The organism is Aeromicrobium sp. SORGH_AS_0981 (assembly GCF_031453195.1).
Taxonomy (GTDB): Bacteria; Actinomycetota; Actinomycetes; order Propionibacteriales; family Nocardioidaceae; genus Aeromicrobium.
This window is the reverse complement of the sequence record NZ_JAVIZD010000001.1, coordinates 2003165-2019711: the sequence shown is the minus strand read 5'-3', so window position 1 is coordinate 2019711 and position 16547 is coordinate 2003165. Positions and strand designations below refer to the sequence as shown.

The window sequence follows — 16547 nt, the reverse complement described above, 5'->3', positions numbered from 1 at the left end:
CAGCGTGGCCGCTCCTCCACCGCTGGACGAGGGCGTCCTGACGGGCTGTGGACGGCGTCAGTGCAGCGTCGAGGTGCCTGTGGACGACCCCTCGACGTCGCTCACTTCTCGTCGTTTTCCGCCGCCAGTTCTTGTTCGAGTTGGGTGATGCGTTGGGGTGCGTCGGTGGTGTGGTGGGGGTCGGTGGCGATGACGCGGTGGAACCATTGGAGGGCTTCGTGGGTGTTGCCGGTGGTGTGGAGGGTGTCGGCGTAGGTGTATTTGAGGCGGGTGGCCCAGGGGGCGCGGGTGGTGGTGTGGAGGGGTTCGGTTTGGAGGAGTTGGAGGGCGGCTTGGTGTTGGCCGAGGTCTCGGCGGGCGCCGGCGATGACGATGGTGAGTTCGATGTTGCCGGTTTGGTCGAGGTGGTTGCGGGTGGTGGGGGTGTCGTAGGTGAGGGCTTGGGTGGGTCGGCCGAGGGCGCGTTCGCAGTCGGCCATCATGGGGGCGTAGAGGTGTTGGCCGTTGATGCGGCGGGCGGCGCGGAGTTCGGCGAGGGCTTGGGCGTAGTGGCCGGCTGCGTAGGCGGTTTCGCCGCAGGCTTCGCGGATGAGGGCGTTGCGGGGTGCGCGGGCGCGGGCTGCGAGGGCGTGGGCGTAGGCGGTTTCGGGGTCTTCGTCGAGGAGGAGGCCGGCCATGATGAGGTGGCGGGCGACGCGGTCGGCGAGCTTGGCGGGGAGGTTGGAGAGCTGGTCGCGGGCGTAGCGGTCCAGGTCGGTGGCGGCGATGTCGTCGGGGATGGGGGGTCCGTCGTAGGTCTGCTGGTCGGTGGTGCGTTCCTCGCGGTCGCGGCTGCGGGTCGGGCCGCCACGCCGGTCGCCGGGCTTGCCACCGCGGGACTCTGCGGGCTTGCCGCCACGCCGGTCGCCGGGCTTGCCTTTACGGGTGTCGCCGGGCTTGCCGCCACGACGGTCGCTGGGCTTGCCGCCGCTGCGCCGGTCGGCGGGCTTGCCGCCACGGGACTCTGCGGGCTTGCCGTCACGCCGGTCGGCGGGCTTGCCGTCGCGCCGGTCGGCGGGCTTGCTTCCACGCGTGTCGCCGGGCTTGGCGGGTCTGCCGGTGTGGTTTCGGCGGTCGGGGCCGCGTCCAGAGGACTGGTTCATTCCTTGTACTCCTGGTGAAATGCAGCAAGGCCGCCCCCGGGTGGGGGCGGCCTTGTGCGTAATGATTGTCCGGCGGCGTCCTACTCTCCCACGCAGTCTCCCGCGCAGTACCATCGGCGCTGAAGGGCTTGACTTCCGGGTTCGGAATGTAACCGGGTATTTCCCCTTCGCCATGGCCGCCGAAACTCTATGGAGATATCAATCGTTCCCGACTCATATCTCGGGAACCTCACAGTGGACGCGCATGCTCTTGTTGTAGTGAAACAAGCCCTCGGCCTATTAGTACCGGTCAGCTCCATGCATTGCTGCACTTCCACTTCCGGCCTATCAACCCAGTGGTCTGCTGGGGGCCTTACCTGGTAAACCAGTGGGAAACCTCATCTTGAAACGTGCTTCCCGCTTAGATGCTTTCAGCGGTTATCACTTCCGAACGTAGCCAACCAGCCGTGCTCTTGGCAGAACAACTGGCACACCAGAGGTTCGTCCATCCCGGTCCTCTCGTACTAGGGACAGCCTTTCTCAAGTTTCCTACGCGCGCGGCGGATAGGGACCGAACTGTCTCACGACGTTCTAAACCCAGCTCGCGTGCCGCTTTAATGGGCGAACAGCCCAACCCTTGGGACCTGCTACGGCCCCAGGATGCGACGAGCCGACATCGAGGTGCCAAACCATCCCGTCGATATGGACTCTTGGGGAAGATCAGCCTGTTATCCCCGGGGTACCTTTTATCCGTTGAGCGACGCCGCTTCCACATGCCAGCGCCGGATCACTAGTCCCGACTTTCGTCCCTGCTCGAGCTGTCACTCTCACAGTCAAGCTCCCTTGTGCACTTACACTCGAAACCTGATTGCCAACCAGGCTGAGGGAACCTTTGGGCGCCTCCGTTACATTTTAGGAGGCAACCGCCCCAGTTAAACTACCCATCAGGCACTGTCCCTGATCCGGATAACGGACCTAGGTTAGATATCTAGTACGACCAGAGTGGTATTTCAACGATGACTCCACTCGAACTGGCGTCCGAGCTTCACAGTCTCCCACCTATCCTACACAAGTCGAACCAAACACCAATACCAAACTATAGTAAAGGTCCCGGGGTCTTTCCGTCCTGCCGCGCGTAACGAGCATCTTTACTCGTAGTGCAATTTCGCCGAGTTCATGGTTGAGACAGCGCCCAAGTCGTTACTCCATTCGTGCAGGTCGGAACTTACCCGACAAGGAATTTCGCTACCTTAGGATGGTTATAGTTACCACCGCCGTTTACTGGGGCTTAAGTTCTGTGCTTCGCTTGCGCTAACACGTCCCCTTAACCTTCCAGCACCGGGCAGGAGTCAGTCCGTATACGGCGTCTTTCGACTTAGCACGGACCTGTGTTTTTAGTAAACAGTCGCTTGGGCCTGGTCTCTGCGGCCTTCAACGCTTCGTGGAGCAAGTCCACTGACGAATCCGGCCCCCCTTCTCCCGAAGTTACGGGGGCATTTTGCCGAGTTCCTTAACCATGATTCACTCGATCACCTTAGTATTCTCTACCTGACCACCTGAGTCGGTTTGGGGTACGGGCGGCTCTGAAACATCGCTAGATGCTTTTCTCGGCAGCATAGGATCACTCACTTCGACTAAAACGTCTCCCCATCAGCTCTCAGGCATGTGAACGGCGGATTTGCCTACCGTTCGCCCTACGACCTTGGCCGCGGTCTACCATCGCCGCGGTTGAGCTACCTTCCTGCGTCACACCATTGCTTGCCTAGTACCAGTTCGGGTCATGCGCTCTGCCGGTCAATGCTCCCGAAGGAGCTGGAGACCGGTTTCGGGCACTTAGCATCACTGGATTCAGCAGGGTCGCTTCAGTGCCGGTACGGGAATATCAGCCCGTTGTCCATCGACTACGCCTGTCGGCCTCGCCTTAGGTCCCGACTTACCCAGGGAAGATTAGCTTGACCCTGGAACCCTTGGTCATCCGGTGGAGGAGTTTCTCACTCCTCATTCGCTACTCATGCCTGCATTCTCACTCGTGTCGCGTCCACGACTGGGTTACCCCGCCGCTTCACTCGCGACACGACGCTCCCCTACCCATCCACGCACCTGGACCACGAAGGCCTGGTTCATGCGCGAATGCCATAGCTTCGGTGGATTGCTTGAGCCCCGCTACATTGTCGGCGCGAAATCACTTGACCAGTGAGCTATTACGCACTCTTTCAAGGGTGGCTGCTTCTAAGCCAACCTCCTGGTTGTCTCTGCGACTTCACATCCTTTTCCACTTAGCAATCTCTTGGGGACCTTAGCTGATGGTCTGGGCTGTTTCCCTCTCGACTACGGAGCTTATCCCCCGCAGTCTCACTGCTGCGCTCTCACTTATCGGCATTCGGAGTTTGGCTGAGTTCAGTAAGCTTGTAGGCCCCCTAGCCCATCCAGTGCTCTACCTCCGACAAGAAACACGCAACGCTGCACCTAAATGCATTTCGGGGAGAACCAGCTATCACGGAGTTTGATTGGCCTTTCACCCCTATCCACAGGTCATCCCCCCAGTTTTTAACCTAGGTGGGTTCGGTCCTCCACGCGGTCTTACCCGCGCTTCAACCTGCCCATGGATAGATCACTCCGCTTCGGGTCTAGATGGTGCAACTCAAACGCCCTCTTCGGACTCGCTTTCGCTACGGCTACGGCCCTCGCCTTAACCTCGCTACACCACGCTAACTCGCAGGCTCATTCTTCAAAAGGCACGCTGTCACCCTTCACAAGGAAGAGCTCCAACGGATTGTATGCACATGGTTTCAGGTACTCTTTCACTCCCCTCCCGGGGTACTTTTCACCTTTCCCTCACGGTACTAGTCCGCTATCGGTCATCGAGGAGTATTTAGGCTTAACGGGTGGTCCCGCCAGATTCACACCGAATTTCAGGGGTTCGGTGTTACTCGGGGTAACGAACAAGAGCCATGAGCTTACGACTACGGGGGTATCACCCTCTATGCCACGACTTTCCAGTCGGTCTCGTCTTCACTCATGGTTTATGACTCTTCGCTGATACGGCAGTCTCAGCAGTTCGGCCCCACGACCCCCCAGTGACAACGCCTGCCGGCTATCACATCACTAGGGTTTAGCCTCTTCCGGTTTCGCTCGCCACTACTTCCGGAATCACGGTTGTTTTCTCTTCCTGCGGGTACTGAGATGTTTCACTTCCCCGCGTTCCCTCCACACGCCCTATGTGTTCAGGCGCAGGTACCTGGACTTTCCTCCAGGTGGGTTTCCCCATTCGGACATCCCCGGATCACAGGTCGGTTGTCACCTCCCCGGGGCTTTTCGCAGACTCCAACGTCCTTCATCGGCTCTCGATGCCAAGGCATCCACCATGTGCACTTAGTAGCTTGTTACATACATTGCTACAAGATGCTCGCGTCCACTGTGAAGTTCTCAAGATACGTCCGGTCCCGCACTCCGATCCGACGCCTACCCACCAACAAGCGGGCGGTTCACCGGGAAGAACGGTCCAAGAAGACCCAACCAACGGCTGATCCTTCAGGACCCAACAGTGTGCTAAGCGCGACCGCCACCAGATACTCGAGGTTCCTGCCCCTGCCCGAAGGAAGAGGTGTACTGACAAGCACCAGTCAACGACCGGCCAACTAATCGACGTCCACTAGTGAGCTGCACTGCGCAGGACATTCGCCCACGACCAGCACATATGGACCCACCAGACGATGCCGGTGAGCCAAAAGCTCCTTAGAAAGGAGGTGATCCAGCCGCACCTTCCGGTACGGCTACCTTGTTACGACTTCGTCCCAATCGCCAGCCCCACCTTCGACGGCTCCCTCCACAAGGGTTGGGCCACCGGCTTCGGGTGTTGCCGACTTTCATGACGTGACGGGCGGTGTGTACAAGGCCCGGGAACGTATTCACCGCAGCGTTGCTGATCTGCGATTACTAGCGACTCCGACTTCATGGGGTCGAGTTGCAGACCCCAATCCGAACTGAGACCGGCTTTTTGGGATTCGCTCCACCTTACGGTTTCGCAGCCCTTTGTACCGGCCATTGTAGCATGCTTGAAGCCCTGGACATAAGGGGCATGAAGACTTGACGTCATCCCCACCTTCCTCCGAGTTGACCCCGGCAGTCTCCTATGAGTCCCCACCATCACGTGCTGGCAACATAGGACGAGGGTTGCGCTCGTTGCGGGACTTAACCCAACATCTCACGACACGAGCTGACGACAGCCATGCACCACCTGTATACCGACCACAAGGGGGGCCACATCTCTGCAGCTTTCCGGCATATGTCAAACCCAGGTAAGGTTCTTCGCGTTGCATCGAATTAATCAGCATGCTCCGCCGCTTGTGCGGGCCCCCGTCAATTCCTTTGAGTTTTAGCCTTGCGGCCGTACTCCCCAGGCGGGGCGCTTAATGCGTTAGCTGCGGCACGGAAACCGTGGAAGGTCCCCACACCTAGCGCCCAACGTTTACGGCATGGACTACCAGGGTATCTAATCCTGTTCGCTCCCCATGCTTTCGCTCCTCAGCGTCAGGTAATGCCCAGAGAACCGCCTTCGCCACCGGTGTTCCTCCTGATATCTGCGCATTCCACCGCTACACCAGGAATTCCGTTCTCCCCTGCATACCTCTAGTCTGCCCGTATCGGAAGCACGCTCAGGGTTGAGCCCTGAGTTTTCACTCCCGACGCGACAAACCGCCTACGAGCCCTTTACGCCCAATAATTCCGGACAACGCTCGGACCCTACGTATTACCGCGGCTGCTGGCACGTAGTTGGCCGGTCCTTCTTCTGCAGGTACCGTCACTCTCGCTTCGTCCCTGCTGAAAGAGGTTTACAACCCGAAGGCCGTCATCCCTCACGCGGCGTTGCTGGATCAGGCTTTCGCCCATTGTCCAATATTCCCCACTGCTGCCTCCCGTAGGAGTCTGGGCCGTGTCTCAGTCCCAGTGTGGCCGGTCACCCTCTCAGGCCGGCTACCCGTCGTCGCCTTGGTGGGCCATTACCCACACCAACAAGCTGATAGGCCGCGAGCCCATCCTTCTCCGCCAGAGCTTTCCACCCCCCACCATGCAGTGAAGGGTCATATTCGGCATTAGACGTCGTTTCCAACGCTTATTCCAAAGAGAAGGGCAGGTTGCTCACGTGTTACTCACCCGTTCGCCGCTCGTGTACCCCCGAAAGGGCCTTACCGCTCGACTTGCATGTGTTAAGCACGCCGCCAGCGTTCGTCCTGAGCCAGGATCAAACTCTCCGTTGAAAAACCCCACAAGGGGCCAACATCAAAATGACCCGGCAAACTGACTGCTGACAGTCAAAATTGTCGGAACTGCCACCGCGACACACACAACACCCCAAAAAGAAGCGCCATGCCTGCCGACGGGGGTAAAACTGATTACTTCTCGTCGACTTTTAGCACACTGTTGAGTTCTCAAACATCAGACGCACACCCACCAGACAGACCCACATCAGGGCCCACCCACCAGGGGCTGGTCTATCGTACGCGGCTTGTGATCACCGGGTCAAACCCGGGGTCCTGCCACGATCACTCTCCGTTGTCAGCGGTCAGTCTCCGGAACTCAGTTCCTGGCGTTAACCGTTTCGGTTCGAGTGGTTGCTCGCTCCGAGTGCCCGGCCTCTCGGCCTTGCGCTCCGTCGTGCGGTGCAACAAGAAGAACATTACTCAGACGACCGGAGCAGGGTCAAATCCGTGCGGTGTGACCCCGGCCATAGTCACGACGGGACTCGACGGATCCCTGCAACGGCGCGCTTTCCACGGCGCAGGACGAGCCAGGAGCCGTGCAGGGCGTCCAGGGAGGCGAGCGGTGCCTCGGCGTCGTCGACCCGGCCGTTGTTGACGTACGCGCCCCCCTCGGACACCGCGCGGCGCGCGGCGGAGCGCGAGTCGACGAGGCCGGTCTCGAGGAGGGCGTCCGTGAGCGTGGCGTCGCCAGCCAGCTCGACGACGCCCGCCTCCCCCAGCGCGGCCGCGAGGGTGTCCTCCGGCAGCTCGGCCAGCTCTCCGCGGCCGAACAGGGCCGTCGACGCGAGCTCCGCGGCGTCGACCTCGCCCTGCCCGTGCACGAGCGCCGTGACCTCGGCGGCGAGACGTCGCTGTGCGAGGCGTCGCCCGGGTGCGGCAGCGTGCTCGGCCATGAGCGCGTCGATCTCGTCGACCGGCACGAAGGTGAACTGCTTGAGGTACTCCCCCACCTTCGTGTCCTCGGCCTGGATCCACGACTGGTAGAAGGCGTAGGGGCTCATGAGCTCGCGGTCGAGCCACACCGTCCCCGACTCCGTCTTGCCGAACTTCGTGCCGTCGGCCTTCGTGATGAGCGGGGTCGCGAGGGCGTGCACCCGGCGTCCCTCCGAGCGACGGACGAGCTCGACGCCGGCGGTGATGTTGCCCCACTGGTCGCTGCCGCCGGTCTGCAGCACGCAGCCGTGCCGACGGTGCAGCTCCAGGTAGTCCATCGACTGGAGCAGGACGTAGCTGAACTCGGTGTAGCTGATGCCGCTCTCGAGCCGGCTGCTCACCACGTCGCGGGCCAGCATGCGGTTCACCGGGAAGTGCTTCCCGATGTCGCGCAGGAAGTCGATCGTGCTGAGGGACTCGGTCCAGTCGAGGTTGTTGACCATCGTCGCGCCGTTCTCGCCCTCCAGGTCGACGAAGCGGACGACCTGGTCACGGATCCGCTCCACCCAGGTCGCGACGGTCTCGCGGGTGTTCATGACCCGTTCGCCGGTCTCCTTGGGGTCGCCGATGAGGCCGGTGGAGCCGCCGACGAGCAGGAGCGGTCGGTGCCCGGCGAGCTGGAGCCGCCTGGCGGTGAGGATCTGCAGCAGGTTGCCGACGTGCAGGCTGGGAGCGGTCGGGTCGAAGCCCACGTAGTAGACGATCGGGCCGGCGTCCATCTCGGCCCGCAGCGCCTCGAGGTCGGTCGAGTGCGCCACGAGTCCGCGGGCGGTCAGGTCGTCGAGGACGGATCCTCCGGCTGTGCTCACGTGGGGCTCCTGGTCGGTCGGGGCGGACGGGCCCATTCTGGCGCGCGACCGCGACGGTCCGCGCAGCGGCGTCGGGAACACCGGCGACGGCCCGGCGGTTGGGACGGTCATGACGGTGGACGTGCAGATCTGGTCGGACGTGGCGTGCCCCTGGTGCTACGTCGGGAAGCGGCGCTTCGAGAAGGCCGTGGAACGGTTCCGGGAGGAGGGCGGCGACGTGCAGGTCACCTACCGCAGCTTCGAGCTGTCGCCGGACACACCGGTCGACTTCGAGGGCGACGAGGTGGACTTCCTCGCCCGCCACAAGGGCATGGCGCGCGAGCAGGTGGTGGGCATGCTCGCGCAGATGACCGAGGTCGCGTCCGACGAGGGGCTCGACTACGACTTCGCGGCGCTGCAGCACACGAACACCGTGCTGGCGCACCGCCTGCTCCACCACGCGCGCGCCGAGGGGCGTCAGGAGGAGATGAAGGAGCGGCTGCTCGCCGCCTACTTCGTCGAGGGCCGGCACGTGGGTCGGGTGGACGACCTCGCCGACCTCGCCGCGGAGGTCGGGCTCGACCGTGACGTCGTCGTGGCCGCCCTGTCCGGCGACGCGTACCTCGAGCAGGTGCGCGCCGACCAGGAGCAGGCGATGGCGCTCGGCATCCGCGGTGTCCCGTTCTTCGTGCTCGACGACCGTCTGGGCGTCTCCGGCGCGCAGGACCCGGACACCTTCCTGGGCGCGCTGCGGCGCGCTGCCGAGGAGCAGCCCGCGTGACCGGCCCGTTGGAGATGCTCGGCGACGACGCCGCGGCGGTCTGCGTCGACGGTGTGTGCGCCGTCCCCACGACGACGGCCCCGTCCGAGCGGTCTGCTCAGGACGGGGCCGACGACCCGGGCCTCCAGGGCCCGGGCTCACCACGCGAGGACGGGGTCAGCCGCGAGGCTTGACCGCCAGCACCGGGCAGGTCGCGTCGAGGAGCACCCGCTGCGACACGCTGCCCATCAGCGCCTTGCCGACCGGCGAGCGGTGCCGCACGCCGACGACGACGAGGTCGGCGTCGCGCTCCTGCGCGACCCGCACCACCTCGGCGCCGACGTCGGGCACGACCTCCTGGAGCACCTCGACCTCCCCCACGCGCTCGCGCAGGCGGGCGACGGTGTCCGCGTCGGCGAAGTGCGGGTCGACGTAGGCGTCGCCCCGGGTCGCGTTGACGACGACGAGCGGGACCGAGCGTCGGCTCGCCTCCTCGGCGCCGGCGGCCAGGGCCGCCTCGCCGTACTCGTCCGGGCTGTAGGCCACGACCACTGCGGTCATGCGGACACCTCCTCCTTCTCGACGGTCGACGCGCCGCGACGGGCGGCACGGCCGCGCACGGCGGCGACGGCCATCGCGACCAGCGCGAGGACCAGCACCGCGTACACGACCTTCGCGACGGGCTCGCTCCACAGCGTGGAGACCTCGCCGCCGGACAGCGCCAGGGCCTGGGTCAGCTGGTTCTCCAGCGACGGGCCGAGGATCACCCCGACGATCAGCGGCAGCACCGGAAGCCCGAACCGGCGCATGGCGACGCCGAGGAAGCCGAGCACCAGCAGCAGGGCCAGGTCGAACGGCTCGAAGCTGACGCTGTAGGCACCGAGGGACGCGAAGAACAGGATGCCCGCGTAGAGGTAGGGCCGCGGCACCCGCAGGAGCTTCGCCCAGATCGGCGCGAGCGGCAGGTTCAGCACCAGCAGCAGCGTGTTGGCGACGAACAGGCTGGCCAGCAGGGTCCACACGAGCGCGGGCTCGTTGTCGAAGAGCTGGGGCCCGGGCTGGATGCCGTAGGACTGGATGGCGTTGAGCATGATCGCGGCCGTGGCCGTCGTGGGCAGGCCGATCGCCAGCAGCGGCACCATCGTGCCTGCGGCCGACGCGTTGTTCGCGGCCTCCGGTCCTGCGACGCCCTCGATGGCGCCCTTGCCGAACTCCTCGGGGTGCTTCGTGAGCCGACGCTCGGTGATGTAGGACAGGAAGGTCGGCACCTCGGCGCCACCGGCGGGCAGCGCGCCGAAGGGGAAGCCGAACGCGGTGCCGCGCAGCCACGGCTTCCAGGAGCGGCCCCAGTCCTTGCGGTCCATCCACGGACGGCCGACGGGGATGACCTGCAGCGGCCGGCGGCGCAGGTGCGCCGCGACCCACAGGGCCTCGCCGATGGCGAAGATGGCGACGGCCACGACGACGACGTCGATGCCGTCGGCCAGGAGCGGGCTGCCGAACGTGAGTCGCGCCTGCCCGGTCGACGTGCCGACCAGCGCGATGGCGAGGCCGAGGAACAGGGCGATGAAGCCACGCATCTTCGAGCTGCCGAGGACGGCCGAGACGGCGACCAGCGCGAGCAGCAGGATCGCGAAGTACGACGGTGCGCCCAGCTGCACGACGGCCGAGGAGACCTTGGGCGCGAACAGCACCAGGAGCGCGGTCGCGATGGTGCCGGCGACGAAGGACCCGATGGCGGCGGTCGCGAGGGCCTGGGCGGCCCGGCCCCGCTTCGCCATCTGGTTGCCCTCGATCGCGGTGACGACCGACGAGGACTCCCCCGGCGTGTTGAGCAGGATCGACGTCGTCGACCCGCCGTACATGCCGCCGTAGTAGATGCCGGCGAACATGATGAGGGCGCTGTCGACCGGGACCGTGTAGGTGATCGGGAAGAGCAGGGCCAGCGTCATGGCCGGCCCGATGCCCGGCAGGACGCCGACGGCGGTGCCGAGCAGGACGCCGATGACGGCGTACAGCAGGTTCTCGGGCGTGAGGGCGTTCATCAGCCCGTCGAGGAACAGGTCCATCAGAGCACTCCGTCCAGGATCCCCGCGGGGATCGGCAGACCCAGGCCGACGTAGAAGCCGTACCAGGTGATGAGGGAGAGGGCGGCGCCGATCGCGACGTCCTTGAGCAGCGTGCGGCTGCCGAGCGCCCACGCGCAGCCCGCGAAGAGCAGAGCGCCCGTGATCGCCCAGCCGAGCGTGTCGACGAGGAGCACGTTCGCGAGGAACACCCCGGCCAGCTTCGCGACGGTGAACCAGTCGCTGGGCTCGGTGAGGTCGACGTCCTCGCCGCCCTCCGGCTCCGCGACGTTGCCGCGCGCCGTGGCGACGGCGAGCGTCACGGCCAGCACCAGCAGCGCGGTGCCGACGACGTAGGGCAGGAACGAGGGCTGCACGGGCTGGTCGGCGAAGCCGGGCCGCAGACCGGTCGCGTCGACCACGACGACGACGCCCACGACGGCCAGGAAGGCCGCGAGCCCGTACTGGGCACGGTCGACGACGCGTGGTCCCTCGGGACCCGTCGTCGTCTCGGTGGTGGTGCTCATGACAGTCCCAGCTCCTTCAGCGTCGAGTCGACGCGCTCGTCCTGCTCGGTCAGGAAGGTCCCGAACTCCTCGCCGGTGGCGAAGGCGTCGATCCATCCGTTGCGCTTCAGCGCCTCGCGCCACTCGGGCGTGTCGTGCATCTCGGTGACCAGCCCGGTCAGGTACTCGCGCGTCGCGTCGTCGATGCCGGGCGGGGCGAGCAGGCCGCGCCAGTTGGTGAAGACGAGGTCGATGTCGGACTCGGTGAGGGTCGGGGCGTCGATCCCGTCGAGGCGCTCGTCGCCGGAGACCGCGAGCACGCGCAGCGAGCCGTCGTCGATCTGGCCCTGGAACTCGCCGAGGCCGGACGTGCCGACCTGGATCTTCTCGCCGAGCAGGGCCGTGGTGAGCGGTCCGCCGCCGTCGTAGGCGATGTAGTTGACGTCCTTCGGGTCGATGCCGAGGGTCTGCGCGAGCTGCATCGGGAAGAGGTGGTCGGGGCCGCCCGGCGACGAGCCGCCGCCGACGGTGACGGACCGCGGGTCCTTCTTCCAGGCGGTGACGAGGTCGTCGACCGTCTTGAACGGGGAGTCGGCCGGCACGAGCAGCCCCTCCTGCTCCTCGACGAGACGCGCGATGGGCGTCGCCTTCGAGACGCGGGCCGCCGAGTCGTTCGTGTACGTCGCGCCGACGACGCCGAGGCCCATGAGCATGACGAGGTCGTCGGCGCCGCGCTCGTTCAGCAGCCGCTGCATGGCGACCGTGCCGCTGGCGCCGATGACGTTCGTGATCTCGAAGCGACCCGTGAGGTCGTCCTCCTCCATGACCTGCGCCGCGGCGCGACCGGTGAGGTCGTAGCCGCCGCCCGGGCTGTTCGGGATCATCATGCGCAGACGGCGGTTGTCGGGGTCGTCGCCGCCGCGCGTCACGCCGCACGCGCCGAGCGTCGCGGCGAGTGCGAGGACGAGCGCCACGACGGTCGCCGTCCGGGTCCTGCGGGGGCGACGTGCGGGTCGTCGCTGACCTGTGTCGGCCATCACACCTCCTGGTGGGTCGACCCGAGCATGACGGCGGACGTGGCCTGCGTCACGATTGGGTGCGCAAAGGAGGTTGTGTTCGTTGTGGTCGCCGCGACCGGGCCGACGTACGTTGGCCGGTCAGTTCCTGCTGCTCCAGCTCGCCGTCGTCGCGCTCGTGCTGGTGATCGTCGGCGTGCTCTCGCTGCAGCAGGCCACCCGCGGGTTCGAGGACGACCGCGGGGCCCGACTGCGCTCGACCGCGGAGTACCTCGCGAACGTCGCCGTCGTGCGCTCGCGTCTCGGGTCGACCGACGCGTCGCGCGTGCTCGCACCGGCGATCGACCGGGCGCGGTCGCTGTCCGGCGCCGACGTCGTGTCGGTGACCGGCCGGGACGGGCGGGTGGTCGCGTCGTCCAGGCCGTCGCTGGTGGGCACGGAGGCGCCGCTCGGGGGCAGCCGCGTCCTGGAGGGCCGCGGGTGGACGGGGTCGGTGCCGACCGACCGTGGGCGCACGCTCGCCGGGCACGCCCCGGTGCTGGCCGACGACGGGTCGTTCGCAGGCGCCGTCCTGGCGGAGCAGAAGTACCCGACGGCCTGGCAGCGCGCGACCAACGCCGCACCCGACCTCGCGCTCTTCCTGGGGGTGGGCGCGGGCCTCGGCATCCTCGGCTCCTGGACCGTCTCGCGCATCGTGCGCCGGCGCACGCGCGGGCTCGCCGCCGGTGACTTCGCCCGACTCGCCGACCACCGCGAGGCGCTCCTGCACGGCATCCGCGAGGGCGTCCTGGGCGTCGACCCCGACGGTCGGGTCAGCATGGTCAACGACGCGGCCCTCGAGCTGCTCGGCCTCGAGGGGCCGGTGCTGGGCCGCCGTGTGGTCGACGTCGCCGCCGAGCCCGACGTCGCCGCGCTCCTGCAGGACCAAGGCGACGCGAGCGACGTGGTGCTCGTGACGCGCGACCGCGTGCTGGTGCTGAACCGACGCCGCGCGGCGACCCGGGGCGAGGGCGTCGGCACCGTCGTGACGATGCGCGACCGCACGGAGCTCGTCGAGGTGCAGCAGCAGCTCGGCTCGAACCTGACCATCACCGACGCGCTGCGCGCGCAGACGCACGAGTTCGCCAACCAGCTGCACACCATCGGTGGTCTGCTGGAGCTCGACGAGCCGGAGGAGGCGCGCGCCCTCGTGACGCACATCGTGGGATCGCGTGCGGCGCGGCAGGACGACCTCGCCGACCACGTGGAGGACCCGGCCACGGCTGCGCTGCTGCTCGCGAAGTCGAGCCAGGCGGACGAGGCGGGCGTGCTGCTCAGCCTCGACCCGGACTGCGAGATCCCTCCGCTCGGCACCGGTCTGGCGGCCGACGTGACGACGATCCTCGGCAACCTCGTCGACAACGCCGTCGACGCGTGCCGGGGCACGCCGGGCGCGGAGGTGCGGGTGACGGGCCGCGCCGACGACGACGCGCTCGTCCTGGAGGTCGAGGACAGCGGCGACGGCGTGCCCGCGGAGCTGCGGTCGGCGGTGTTCGTGCGCGGCTACTCCACCAAGCCCGACGTGCTGGGCGGCCGCGGCGTCGGCCTGGCGCTGGTGCGGCTCCTGTGCGAGCGACGTGGTGGGTCGGTGACGATCGACGCCGCGCGGCCTAGCCTGTTCCGCGTGGTGCTGCCCTGGGAGTCGACGTGACGTCGGTGCTGGTCGTCGACGACGACTTCATGGTCGCGCGGCTCAACGCCAGGTTCGTCGAGCGGACCGAGGGCTTCGAGGTCGTGGGCGTCGCCGCGAACGGCGAGGAGGCGATCGCGCTGTGCGCGGCGCTCGACCCCGACCTCGTCCTCCTCGACGTGCACCTGCCCGACCTCGGCGGGCTGCAGGTGCTCGCCCGGCTCCGCGAGGCGGGCAGCCGGGCCGGCGTGATCATGGTGACGGCCGAGCGCGACGCCGACACCGTGCGGGCCGCGGTGGCGGGCGGCGCGATGCAGTACGTCGTCAAGCCGTTCGAGCAGCACGACCTCGCCGAGCGCCTGCACCGCGTCCGCAACGCCCTCCTCGCCCTGGGCGAGGGCGACGCCGACCAGGCCACCATCGACCGCGCGTTCGGCGCGGCGCGCAGCCCGTCCCGGGTCGCTCCCCTGCCGAAGGGGCTCAGCCGGGAGACGGCGCAGCTCGTGGAGGGCCTGCTGGAGCAGGACGAGGAGGTCTCCTCCTCCGACGCTGCCGAGCGGCTCGGCCTCTCGCGCGTGACCGCCCGTCGCTACCTCGAGCACTTCGTGACGACGGGCGAGGCACAGGTCCGGCTGCGCTACGGCGGAGCCGGACGGCCGGAGCGCCGCTACCGTCGTCCCTGACCTCGCCCCTGTCCTTCCTCGACGCCGACGACGAGGACCTTCGGCAGTCCCGGCCGGGTCCTTGGCCTTCCCCGCGACCAGGCCGTGTGGCACCCTTCTGCCATGCAGACCACGACCTCGCTCCCGACGTCGCTCGTGCGCCCGGCGCCTGCGCCGCGTCCGAGCCTGCTGTGGTCGGCGGCCAGCGCGGTCCTCGTCGGCGGGCTCACCGTCCTCGACCGGCTGCTGGAGCGTCTCGGCCGCTGACCGCGCCTCCTCATCGAGCCGCGCAACGGGGACGGCCCTGCACGTTCGCCGTCTCGGTCCCGAGGGTGTCCTCCGCGGTGGTGGCCAGCGTCCTCGCTGTCCGTCGTCAGCGCCTGGCCCCCGCGAGGAGGGCACGCGCGGGCGACGTGTGGTCGGGATGACAGGATTTGAACCTGCGACCCTCCGCTCCCAAAGCGGATGCGCTACCAAGCTGCGCTACATCCCGATGCCCCGGCGCGGACGGCGCGGTGGGGCGAGGCACGAGTGTAGCCCCGTGGGGGCGGGGCTCAGGTCGCCGCGGGGCGTCCCTCGGGCTGCTCCTCCTCCGCGACGTGGCGCTGACGCGTGTTGAGGAAGTGCCGCTCGACGAGCAGGTAGAAGCCGTAGCAGATCACCATCACGACGGGGACCACGAGGAACGTCAGCACGAAGTACTGCGTGACGGTGCTGAGGCCGAGGGGCAGCAGCAGGAGGTTCGCCAGGCCGATCAGCGGGCTGTGGCACAGGTAGAGCGTGTAGGAGAACAGGCCGAGCCGCAGCAGCGGAGCGCTCGAGAGGAGCCGCAGCACCGCGGGACGGTCACCGCGCAGGTAGACGTGGCCGGCCCACACGAGCAGTGCCGCGACGGCGAGGCCCAGGGCCATCTCGGGCCAGTAGGTCGTCTTGTACAGCCAGTCGCGGTGGTTGATCTTCGCGCTGCGGGCGACGAAGAGCGCCACCGGCGCGGCGAGCAGGAGCGCCAGGCCCACCCAGCGGGCGACCTTGTCGGCTCCGGGACGCAGGGTCAGCTGCGCGGCCCACATGCCTGCCGCGAACAGGCAGATGTACCAGGGGTGCATGAACTCGTAGCTGCCGCCGACCGCCAGCCAGCCGGTCCACACCGCCGTCACCAGCACCACCAGCGACGGGGGCACCAGCCGGAACAGCGGCAGCAGCACGAGCGCCATGATGAAGTAGATCTGGAACTCGGCCGCGACGCTCCACAGCGGTCCGTTGATCTCGCCGAACCAGTCGCGGTCGAGGTTGTGCACCATCAGCAGGTGCGAGACCAGCCCGTCGGTCGTCACGGGGATCTTGGTGTCCCACTGGGTGTTGCGCGGCTCGCCCATCAGCGGGACGAACCAGATGAGCACCAGCGCCATGAGCAGCGAGAAGTAGTACGGCGGGAGGATGCGCCGGCTGCGCCGCTTGACGAAGTCCCAGGTGCCGCGCCGGAAGCGCAGGCCCTCGGGGTTCGTCGCCACGGGGAGCATGAGCAGGTAGCCGGACAGCACGATGAAGATGGCGACCCCGACGTAGCCGGAGCTGATCGCCCACGACCACGTCGGCATCGCGCGGTACGCGTCGCCACGCTCCCCCGTGTAGAGGAACGTGTGGTAGAGCACCACCGACAGGGCGGCCAGGCCGCGGAGGCCGTCCAGGTACGGGAACTCGATGCGCTTGCTCACCGAGCCAGCCTAGGCACCCACCGGTCCCCCGGGGTCACCTGCCCTGTCGT

Annotated in this window: 12 protein-coding genes, 1 tRNA gene and 3 rRNA genes; 5 read left to right on the top strand and 11 right to left on the bottom strand. The window is 67.0% G+C overall.

Features of this window, described 5'->3' with window-relative positions; all coding sequences use genetic code 11:
- Positions 1-101: 101 nt before the first annotated feature.
- The 5 genes from QE370_RS10235 to tyrS form a co-directional block, all read right to left on the bottom strand.
- Positions 102-1142 (bottom strand): tetratricopeptide repeat protein, encoded by a 1041-nt coding sequence (locus tag QE370_RS10235; RefSeq protein ID WP_309634292.1) that lies wholly within the window; start codon positions 1140-1142, stop codon positions 102-104.
- Between the two features lie 67 nt (positions 1143-1209).
- A 5S ribosomal RNA gene (gene rrf, locus QE370_RS10230) occupies positions 1210-1326 on the bottom strand.
- 75 nt (positions 1327-1401) lie between these two features.
- A 23S ribosomal RNA gene (locus QE370_RS10225) occupies positions 1402-4507 on the bottom strand.
- Between the two features lie 353 nt (positions 4508-4860).
- Positions 4861-6379, bottom strand: a 16S ribosomal RNA gene (locus QE370_RS10220).
- The 16S, 23S and 5S rRNA genes sit together here, the layout of an rRNA operon.
- Before the next feature lie 473 nt (positions 6380-6852).
- A complete protein-coding gene (gene tyrS, locus QE370_RS10215) occupies positions 6853-8124 on the bottom strand; it encodes a tyrosine--tRNA ligase (protein ID WP_309634291.1) in 1272 nt (423 codons plus the stop codon).
- A 115-nt stretch (positions 8125-8239) separates the two neighbouring features.
- Here tyrS and QE370_RS10210 point away from each other — a divergent pair, with 115 nt between their 5' ends.
- Together QE370_RS10210 and QE370_RS10205 are read left to right on the top strand one after the other, a co-directional pair.
- The gene (locus tag QE370_RS10210) at positions 8240-8884 is read left to right on the top strand and encodes a DsbA family oxidoreductase (protein WP_309634290.1); all 645 of its coding nucleotides are present in this window, start codon (positions 8240-8242) and stop codon (positions 8882-8884) included.
- Entirely contained in the window at positions 8881-9057 is a 177-nt protein-coding gene (locus QE370_RS10205) for a hypothetical protein (RefSeq protein ID WP_309634289.1), read from the top strand. Before QE370_RS10210 ends, QE370_RS10205 begins: the two co-directional genes overlap by 4 nt.
- Here the strand turns inward: QE370_RS10205 and QE370_RS10200 are convergent.
- The 4 genes from QE370_RS10200 to QE370_RS10185 are packed head-to-tail and all read right to left on the bottom strand — an operon-like array spanning position 9041 to position 12472.
- Positions 9041-9424 (bottom strand): universal stress protein, encoded by a 384-nt coding sequence (locus tag QE370_RS10200; RefSeq protein ID WP_253024430.1) that lies wholly within the window; start codon positions 9422-9424, stop codon positions 9041-9043. The two genes, QE370_RS10205 and QE370_RS10200, sit on opposite strands and share 17 nt — an antisense overlap.
- Positions 9421-10932 carry a tripartite tricarboxylate transporter permease gene (locus QE370_RS10195; protein WP_253024428.1) on the bottom strand — a complete coding sequence of 504 codons (1512 nt, stop codon included), beginning with the start codon at positions 10930-10932 and terminating at the stop codon, positions 9421-9423. The genes QE370_RS10200 and QE370_RS10195 overlap by 4 nt, the downstream gene beginning before the upstream one ends.
- Complete coding sequence (locus QE370_RS10190) at positions 10932-11456, bottom strand: tripartite tricarboxylate transporter TctB family protein (RefSeq protein ID WP_309634288.1); 525 nt, start codon at positions 11454-11456, stop codon at positions 10932-10934. The genes QE370_RS10195 and QE370_RS10190 overlap by 1 nt, the downstream gene beginning before the upstream one ends.
- Complete coding sequence (locus tag QE370_RS10185; RefSeq protein ID WP_309634287.1) at positions 11453-12472, bottom strand: tripartite tricarboxylate transporter substrate-binding protein; 1020 nt, start codon at positions 12470-12472, stop codon at positions 11453-11455. Before QE370_RS10185 ends, QE370_RS10190 begins: the two co-directional genes overlap by 4 nt.
- A gap of 82 nt (positions 12473-12554) precedes the next feature.
- Here QE370_RS10185 and QE370_RS10180 point away from each other — a divergent pair, with 82 nt between their 5' ends.
- The 3 genes from QE370_RS10180 (at position 12555) to QE370_RS10170 (ending at position 15049) form a co-directional block, all read left to right on the top strand.
- Complete coding sequence (locus QE370_RS10180) at positions 12555-14141, top strand: ATP-binding protein (protein ID WP_309634286.1); 1587 nt, start codon at positions 12555-12557, stop codon at positions 14139-14141.
- The gene (locus QE370_RS10175) at positions 14138-14803 is read left to right on the top strand and encodes a response regulator (RefSeq protein WP_083516254.1); all 666 of its coding nucleotides are present in this window, start codon (positions 14138-14140) and stop codon (positions 14801-14803) included. Before QE370_RS10180 ends, QE370_RS10175 begins: the two co-directional genes overlap by 4 nt.
- A gap of 102 nt (positions 14804-14905) precedes the next feature.
- Positions 14906-15049, top strand: coding sequence for a hypothetical protein (locus QE370_RS10170; RefSeq protein WP_309634285.1), 144 nt, complete (start codon positions 14906-14908; stop codon positions 15047-15049).
- Positions 15050-15198: 149 nt separating this feature from the next.
- Here the strand turns inward: QE370_RS10170 and QE370_RS10165 are convergent.
- Both QE370_RS10165 and QE370_RS10160 read right to left on the bottom strand, forming a co-directional pair.
- Positions 15199-15275: transfer RNA gene (locus QE370_RS10165), tRNA-Pro, on the bottom strand.
- A 61-nt stretch (positions 15276-15336) separates the two neighbouring features.
- Complete coding sequence (locus QE370_RS10160) at positions 15337-16497, bottom strand: acyltransferase (protein ID WP_309634284.1); 1161 nt, start codon at positions 16495-16497, stop codon at positions 15337-15339.
- Between the last annotated feature and the right edge of the window lie 50 nt (positions 16498-16547).